We start from the raw sequence: 480 nt of genomic DNA, 5'->3' as shown, positions 1-480 counted from the left end.
ATCTTTGAAGCATCTTTGACTTTTTGATAAACACCTTTAACGCCTATATAGTACTCGCCGCTGTCTGGAAACTGAATCAGATACACGAAAGCGGCATATTCCACTACATCATAAAGATCCCAATCATCCTGATAAAACATTGTCCATGCCATATATCACCCACGTACTACATAGGCGATCATGGAATCAACACGTGCAGGTGTTTGGCGATACCAATTTGAATCTTTCACTTCGATGATTGCACGTGCATAGTTACCATTGTTCAATGCAGCCAGAAACTTTTTAAATTGACGTGTCTTTGTTAGTCCAAGTTGAAACACCATCATTACTAAGAAATCATTCCAACGACTATCAGCCGGTAGTGTTACGCCAAGTTGACCAGCGTCACGTCTAGCAATTGCTATATCTTTATCAAGTAATGTATCGGCTTGTGCTTCTGAAATCCCAGTACTAAAATCTTCACCTTTAAGTACTAAGTGA

The 480-nt window shown here is 39.6% G+C and carries 1 protein-coding gene; it reads right to left on the bottom strand.

Annotation, left to right across the window (positions count from 1 at the left end; genetic code table 11):
- Nucleotides 1-155: 155 nt before the first annotated feature.
- On the bottom strand, nucleotides 156-480 hold a 325-nt coding region (locus HMPREF3138_RS25780; protein ID WP_139145165.1), incomplete at its 5' end, for a glycoside hydrolase family protein.

This window comes from Serratia sp. HMSC15F11 (assembly GCF_001808215.1).
Classification (GTDB): domain Bacteria; phylum Pseudomonadota; class Gammaproteobacteria; order Enterobacterales; family Enterobacteriaceae; genus Serratia; species Serratia nevei.
The sequence above is the reverse complement of the archived record's forward strand: the minus strand, read 5'-3'. Positions and strand labels throughout refer to the sequence as shown.